Source organism: Microcoleus sp. A6-C6 (assembly GCF_036705955.1).
Taxonomy (GTDB): domain Bacteria; phylum Cyanobacteriota; class Cyanobacteriia; order Cyanobacteriales; family Microcoleaceae; genus Microcoleus.
In genome coordinates, this window is record NZ_JAUBVR010000139.1 from 1 (window position 1) to 7,057 (window position 7,057).

Genomic DNA, 7,057 nt, shown 5'->3' on the forward strand with positions numbered 1-7,057 from the left:
CCCAATTCCCAATTCCCAATTCCCAATTCCCAATTCCCAATTCCCAATTCCCAATTCCCAATTCCCAATTCCCAATTCCCAATTCCCAATTCCCAATTCCCAATTCCCAATTCCCAATTCCCAATTCCCAATTCCCAATTCCCACTCTTGAGAAGAGATATATTTTGTTTACGCTGAAAGCAAGCGCTGTACGATATTGACGAGTTGCTGAGGTTCAAAGGGTTTGCTGACGTAAGCATCTGCGCCTAAATCGGTTCCCCAGGCTTTGTCGATATCAGTGTTTTTATGAGTACAAAATACTACTGGTAAGTGTGCAGTTGCGCGATCGCCCCGCAATTCTCTGATCACTTCAAATCCGTTCATACGTGGCATCACTACGTCTAAAACGACCAGAGCCGGGGGCACTTTTCGGATCAGGGCGATCGCTTCTTCGCCGTCGCCAGCCCGGATCACCTGCATTCCAGCATTTTGAAGAATGCGGCAGATGATTTCCAGTTCGCTGGGAACGTCGTCCACTACTAAAATTTTTGACATAATTCCACACTTCCTTGCTGTTATTGACTGCTGACAATCTTGATTCAGAAGCTTGTGGTGCGATGGCTTTTGCCCCGCTTCCCTACGGCTGTTTGACTGCGCCACGCCAGCAAACAAATAAATGCACTTCTAAATATAATATAGCCGATCGCATGGCCCAAGGGAAGAGGGAAGTTCGACAACGGATTGTATAACGGATTTAGCCGATTTTTTATGAGGCTGCATAGAATTAGATCCCCCCTAGCATAGCTTAATAAGGGGGGGACAAGATTGCGATCAAAGTCCCCCTTTTTAAGGAAGATTTAGGGGGATCGAGATATGTACAACTTCACATTAAATTGATATTAGCCGATTTTGAGGAAATTGAAAATTGGGAATTTCTAATTCCCAATTTCTTCAATTTAAGCTTCGATAATTACTCGTAAATTACCGCGTTTTTTCATCACCCGACAAGCGGTTGAAGAACCCGATCGCTCAAATTCTAGATCCAGCAAAGTTGAGCCGATCCTTAAGTTGTTTAGCGACAATTTATTAATGGATTCTGGCAAGGCTGGATCGATAATTCGCAGTTGGTTGTTAGGGGCATCAGGAACTAGATTTAACATCATTTGCAAGAGTTGAAAAATACTGCCGGTTGCCCAAGCTTGGGGCGAGCAAGCTACAGGATACTGCACGGGGCGATCGCTCTCGCTGTTGCGCTCGTAGCCGCAAAAAAGTTCGGGGGGACGCTCGTAGGGTTGCAGCAATGTCATGTCAAATAAGCCTTGAGCTACTTCTAGGGCTTGTTCGACGCGGCCTAGCGATCGCAATCCCATAGCTGTTAAAGCGTTGTCGTGCGGCCAGACTGAGCCTGTGTGGTAGCCGATGGGGTTGTAGGCGGGAGATTTTGAGGATAGGGTGCGAATTCCCCAACCGCTAAACATATCTGGAGCTTGCAATCTTTCTGCTACGCTGCGAGCTTTTTCTCGCGACAAAATGCCGAGGTGCAAACAGTGTCCGGGATTAGATGAAATGCTGTCTGCGGGTTTGCCTTCGCCGTCTAATGCTAGGGCGCAATAACCTAAGTCTTCGATCCAAAAATCACGGTTGAATCGGGTTTTCAGGTCTTTTGCTTCTTCTTCCCAGCGATCGACTAAATCGATGCGTTTCTTGATGCGGGCAATCCCTGCCAGCCTGGTTTTGGCAGCGTAAACATAGGCTTGGACTTCGCAAAGGGCGATCGATCCTTCTGCCATTACGCCGTCGCGGTTGACGATGCAATCCCCTGAATCTTTCCAGCCTTGATTTGCTAAGCCGCGCTGGGATTTTTTGTAATAGCTAAGGTAGCCTGTTGCGGCACATTTGCGATCTATCCATTCCATCGCTGCCAAGGCATTTGGCCACAAAAGATCTAAAGTTTGGCTGTCGTAAGTCCAGGCATAATATTCAGCGTAAAGCATCAACCACAGCGGCGTTGCATCCACTGTTCCATAATAGGGAGTGTGGGGGATTTCCTGACAGCGAGCCATTTCTCCCATGCGAATTTCGTGCAATATTTTTCCCGGTTCTTCGTCGCGCCAATCATCGTCATTTTTGCCTTGATAGTGAGCTAAAGTTGTCAGGGTTTCTCGGGCTAAAGTTGGATCGAGAATTAAGATCTGAGAAGCAGCGATGATCGAGTCGCGGCCGAATAATGTTGAAAACCAGGGAACTCCGGCTGAAATTGCTTTGCCTTTACCAAAGGTTTGCCGCAGGGAATAAATGTCTTGTTCGGCACATTTGAGAAGTCGGTTAAAGGTGTTTTCCCCCGATTTGATTCGGGTAATTTCGCTCAGCCATTCTCGCTCTTCTAAAAGTTCTGCTGCTTTGGCTTGAGTTAAAGTTGCGGGAGTGCTGACTTGGGAGATGGATTTGCCGTCTATCAGCATTTTGAGCCGATATCCCAATTTGATTGTTTGGTGGGATTCTAGGGAGATGCCCCACACTGCTGTGTTTCCCTGAAGCATTGCTGGCGGTTGGCTGTAAAACTCGATGCGAGATTCCATCACCAAACCGTCTAAACCTTGGTAGGCAAGGGTTAAATTGTCTTGGAGGTGGCAGGATGGATATTGGGCGATCGCCGATCGATCGATCGGGTTTGTTTCTGATGCCGAAATTGGCAAATTTGGGTTTTCGGCTGCCTGATTTTCGTCGCTATTGGCGTTCTCGTTAGCGAGAAGGGCTGGTTTTTCGGCTGTAGAACCCTGGGATAATCCGTTGGTTTTTTCGAGTACCGGGCGCAGGATTGTGCCGCGCTTGGAGCGCCCGTAACCCCGGACTTCAAATAAGTCTAAGAAATCTGAGTTGAAGCTGAGACTGATTTCAAAGCTTACTGGTTTTGTGGTGAAGTTGGTGATTTCTATTTCTTCAAACAAACCGCCGTTGAGCACCATTTCTCGCTTGATGCCTATGGTTTCGGCGCGGATGCGATCGTCAATGCAGGGATTTGAACACAAAACTGTTTGCAGGTAGCCTTTTTCGGTATTGCTGCTGAGCAAAATTGGCGATCGCCCTTCGATTTGCAATTCTAGGCGGCTGAGGAAGCGCGTGTCGTGGCAAAACAATCCGAGGCTGGCCACGCTGTCGTCTTTTAAGCAGCCTGAGATGTTGCCGAGGGTGTCGGTAATCAGAAATAAATCGTCGTCTTTGAGGGTGAGTGTTGGTTGAGGTCGATCGGCGATCGCGCAAGGCCACTCAGTTATAGGTGCCTCGGCAGCGGCGACAAATATTTTTCCTTCTAGTTCATATGTATCAATCATTGTTACTAAAAGTGGCTTCCCATCTTTTCAAAAGTTTAACTTTCTAGATCTTTTGACTCTTGACTTTTGACATTACATTTAAATATGAACCGCCCTGATGTAATGCTTCACTCTTGGCATCATACCATTTTTTTCGCCTGCTGCCAACTAACAGTTAAATTAATCAAATAAATTTAATTTTTCTCCTAATCGCTTCAATTTTTGGGGCGATTAGGAGAAAATCAGCAGAATATCTACTCAACTAATATTGCTGTTTTCAATCAAATGAAATTCTGTATGGACACGCCACTGCCATGTACTTATTACTGCTGCTGAGAGTTTGATCCTGGCTTTACCACAACTAAAATCCCAATTAAACTCAGGTAAAAACCGGGCTTTTTAGTAAAAAACCCAGCTTTTTAAATGTTGTACGTAAATTTTGAATGACTAAAGCCGCCGTGCGTTTAACTTGTCCTCGCGCAGCTATCTGCTGTGCAGTTCTAATTCTGTCAAATGATGCGCATGACCGTTTTGGGAAAAGCGCTCTTTTAAAATTTGTCGGTAAACTGCTTCATAGCCATCGACCATTGTTTTAACGCTGAAGTGATCGACTGCGTGTTGGCGGCAAGCGCTGCGATCTAGTTGCCGGGAAGGTTCGATAGCAGCTATACATTCTGCCACGCTTTCGCACAGAAAACCTGTTTTTCCGTGAACAATTACTTCTGGAGTCGAGCCTAATTTCATGGCAATCACGGGCGTTCCCGTTACCATTGACTCAATCATAACTAACCCGAAAGGTTCGCGCCAAGTAATGGGAAATAATGTCGCTACTGCACCGCCCATCAGCACGCTTTTTTGAGCGTGGTTGGCTTCGCCTAAATATTCTATTTGTTCGCCGTCGATGTGCGGCTTGATTTCTTGCTCGAAATATTCGCGATCGACAACATCAACTTTGCCTGCCATCTTTAAATGCCAGCCGGAAGCCTTAGCAATTTGTATGGCTAAATGCGCCCCTTTTTCCGATGAAATTCGACCGAGAAAAGCTAAATAAGGAGGATTGTCCGGCTGCGGGTGAAATTCGTAGGTTCCCGGATCGATGCCGTTATAGACTGTGGCGACGCAGTTTAGATTTAATCTATCTTCTCGCTGAGAGTTGGAAATGCTTACATAGGGCTGAGTGCGGGCCAAGCTAAACATCTTCTCGTTGTCTGGGGTAAAAATGCCGTGGAGGGTGTGAACTGTGGGCGTTTTTACTAAGTGCGAGTAAGACAAAGCTGCGCAGCCTACGTGGGAGTGAATGATGTCGAATTCTCCGGCTTTTCCATATACTTTGCTCAGTTGCATCATATCGTAAATGCCGTATTCTTTAACAGTGGAATCTAGACGCAACGCTCTGGGGTGAACTGATTCTAAATTAGCCGAAGTAATTGAATCGCCGGAGGCAAATAAGGTGACTTCATGTCCCCTTCTGACTAATTCTTCAGTCAAGAGGCTGACCACCAGTTCAATTCCTCCGTAAGCTGGGGGCGGAACTCGCTCGAATAGGGGGGCAATTTGGGCAATTCTCATCACAAACCTTCTAGTTTTATCTACTGTAAAATTTGCTACGCGAGACAGGGTTGTTGCCGTAGGTAGTGTTGGCAATGTCTCTTCATTTTCGAGTTGTTGTCGCGTACAATTAAATTTAATAACAATTTACCAATTTAGTCTATGCTACCTGGGAGGGAGATTGTCAGGTCGGGCGATCGCCCTTTTGTCCTTCGCTTTTGAAAGCGCGCTAGCTACTACGGCACGGACAAGCTGAATTGACTTCTGCCGAAAGAGAGAATAACACGCAACGCCAGCTAGTTTTCCCAGTCGTGCCTTCCCTTCAAATCGAAAATTGTGTAAAATATTACAATCACAGGAGCTATGCGCGGGCGATCGAATCAACCTGGTTTTTCAATTATGAGCGATCGCGCACTCGCGAGAGATTTTTGTCAAAAAAAACCGATTAATTCGTGCAATAATAATAGAGGAAATTATAGCATTTCAAAAAAAAAATGCAACCCCAGGAAAGCTCCTAACCCTTATGTCATAAGTCATTCCCAAATCGACAATTTCAAATGGTATAACCTATGGCATACAGTAATTTCACAACCATAGCCAAAGTTAGAGAATCCTTTAATTTAACAGTAGAGGAACCCTTGGATTTGTTTGCGGATATCCCAGAATTGCCGGCAAGTTCCTATTTGCAAACAACCTTAAATGAAAATGTGTCTTTAGCCACTGCAATTAATACCGAAAAGGCTCGCGCCGAATTAATTATCGCACCTATTTTATTAGAAGTCAGGCGCCAATTTAATTTTCAAGTAGGTTTTTTCTCCGGCTCAGAATTCAATGTTGATGTAGCAGTCGGTTTAAATGGGTAAGCTGTCGCGCATTTAAATTACATATTCGGTACGGCGTCGGAGCAACGTACCACAAGAGTGTTTGATTGATTTTTCACACACAATTTAAATGTAGAACAGCTTAGTCCAATTTTCCCCGGTAGAGGAGTTTTGGGTTGACCCAAATTGCGACAAACGGGCGATCGCCATTCTTGAGTTCGATCGTGGGCCCAGCCGAAAAGACTGTCGCAAGATGCAGTAAAATTCATCTGTGAGATAGATACTGCGATCGGCTATAATCGAGGGTTAGAGAAAAGAACACCGATCGCGCGAAAATATGGTTGCCATCCAGAGAAATCTCAACATTGCCACCCTAGAAGCAGAATACAGTCAAAAAACACCGCGAGAAATTATCAAATTTGCCCTAGACAATTTTGACAATATCTCAATTTCTTTCAGCGGTGCCGAAGATGTAGTTCTGATTGATATGGCATCAAAAATTACGAAAAACTTCCGCGTTTTTACGCTAGACACCGGACGATTGCACTCAGAAACCTATCAGTTTTTGGATCAAGTCAGAAAACATTACGGCATTAAACTAGAAGTAATGTTTCCCGATGCAGCAGAAGTACAAGCCCTAGTAGAAGAAAAGGGATTGTTTAGTTTTTATCAAGACGGTCACAAAGAATGCTGTGGTGTGCGAAAAGTCAAGCCGCTTCGCCGCAAACTGAATACTCTCGATGCTTGGATTACCGGTCAGCGCAAAGACCAAAGTCCCAGTACCCGCAACGGTATTCCGGTGATTGAAGTTGACGGTGGATTCTCAACTCCGGATCATGAGTTAATTAAATTTAACCCCTTGGCAAACTGGTCTTCGGCAGAGGTTTGGGATTACATTCGCGCTTTGGATGTGCCTTACAACAAGCTGCATGAACGCGGTTTTGTCAGCATTGGTTGCGAACCTTGTACGAAACCAGTATTGCCAAACCAACACGAACGCGAAGGTCGTTGGTGGTGGGAAGAATCGACAATGAAAGAGTGCGGTTTGCACGCTGGTAATGCACAAAAATAGTAAATGAATTCGTAGGTGTGCAGCGCGCACATTGCCAAAGAATTCGCATACAAAGTGTAGCTAAATGTAGGATGCGTCAGGGGGAGAATTATTGGTTTTTTGTCAAATTATTCAGCCCTGACGCACCCAACAATAACTATTGTATAAGGTGCGTCGCTGTGAGATTGTCGATGTTTGTTTAGGGATTGTCGATAGCGACGCACCCTACGGATTCCTTCTTCCTTCTTCCTTCTTCCTTCTTCCTTCTTCCTTCTTCCTTCTTCCTTCTTCCTTCTTCCTTCTTCCTTCTTCCTTCTTCCTTCTTCCTTCTTCCTTCTTCCTTCTTC

General features: G+C 45.3%; 6 protein-coding genes. 3 read left to right on the forward strand and 3 right to left on the reverse strand.

Features of this window, described 5'->3' with window-relative positions:
* Window positions 1–168: 168 nt before the first annotated feature.
* On the reverse strand, window positions 169–534 hold the full coding sequence (locus tag QUB52_RS28250; protein WP_265234630.1) for a response regulator transcription factor: 366 nt from the start codon (window positions 532–534) through the stop codon (window positions 169–171).
* 14 nt (window positions 535–548) lie between these two features.
* On the opposite strand from QUB52_RS28250, the gene QUB52_RS28255 reads away from it, so the two are divergent.
* Window positions 549–728 (forward strand): hypothetical protein, encoded by a 180-nt coding sequence (locus QUB52_RS28255; RefSeq protein WP_332969992.1) that lies wholly within the window; start codon window positions 549–551, stop codon window positions 726–728.
* Window positions 729–935: 207 nt separating this feature from the next.
* Here the strand turns inward: QUB52_RS28255 and QUB52_RS28260 are convergent, their stop codons facing one another.
* The gene (locus tag QUB52_RS28260) at window positions 936–3,311 is read right to left on the reverse strand and encodes an amylo-alpha-1,6-glucosidase (RefSeq protein WP_265234628.1); all 2,376 of its coding nucleotides are present in this window, start codon (window positions 3,309–3,311) and stop codon (window positions 936–938) included.
* 462 nt (window positions 3,312–3,773) lie between these two features.
* Entirely contained in the window at window positions 3,774–4,934 is a 1,161-nt protein-coding gene (locus QUB52_RS28265) for a glycosyltransferase family 4 protein (RefSeq protein WP_321161584.1), read from the reverse strand.
* Window positions 4,935–5,407: 473 nt separating this feature from the next.
* Here QUB52_RS28265 and QUB52_RS28270 point away from each other — a divergent pair, with 473 nt between their 5' ends.
* Both QUB52_RS28270 and QUB52_RS28275 read left to right on the forward strand, forming a co-directional pair.
* Window positions 5,408–5,701 (forward strand): hypothetical protein, encoded by a 294-nt coding sequence (locus QUB52_RS28270; RefSeq protein WP_332975091.1) that lies wholly within the window; start codon window positions 5,408–5,410, stop codon window positions 5,699–5,701.
* Between the two features lie 295 nt (window positions 5,702–5,996).
* Window positions 5,997–6,731 (forward strand): phosphoadenylyl-sulfate reductase, encoded by a 735-nt coding sequence (locus QUB52_RS28275; RefSeq protein WP_265234625.1) that lies wholly within the window; start codon window positions 5,997–5,999, stop codon window positions 6,729–6,731.
* Window positions 6,732–7,057: the final 326 nt, after the last annotated feature.

Coding starts and splice junctions, on each gene's coding strand:
- QUB52_RS28250 (WP_265234630.1), bottom strand. CDS start 534: ATGTCAAAAATTTTAGTAGTGGACGACGTTCCCAGCGAACTGGAAATC.
- QUB52_RS28260 (WP_265234628.1), bottom strand. CDS start 3,311: ATGATTGATACATATGAACTAGAAGGAAAAATATTTGTCGCCGCTGCC.
- QUB52_RS28270 (WP_332975091.1), top strand. CDS start 5,408: ATGGCATACAGTAATTTCACAACCATAGCCAAAGTTAGAGAATCCTTT.
- QUB52_RS28275 (WP_265234625.1), top strand. CDS start 5,997: ATGGTTGCCATCCAGAGAAATCTCAACATTGCCACCCTAGAAGCAGAA.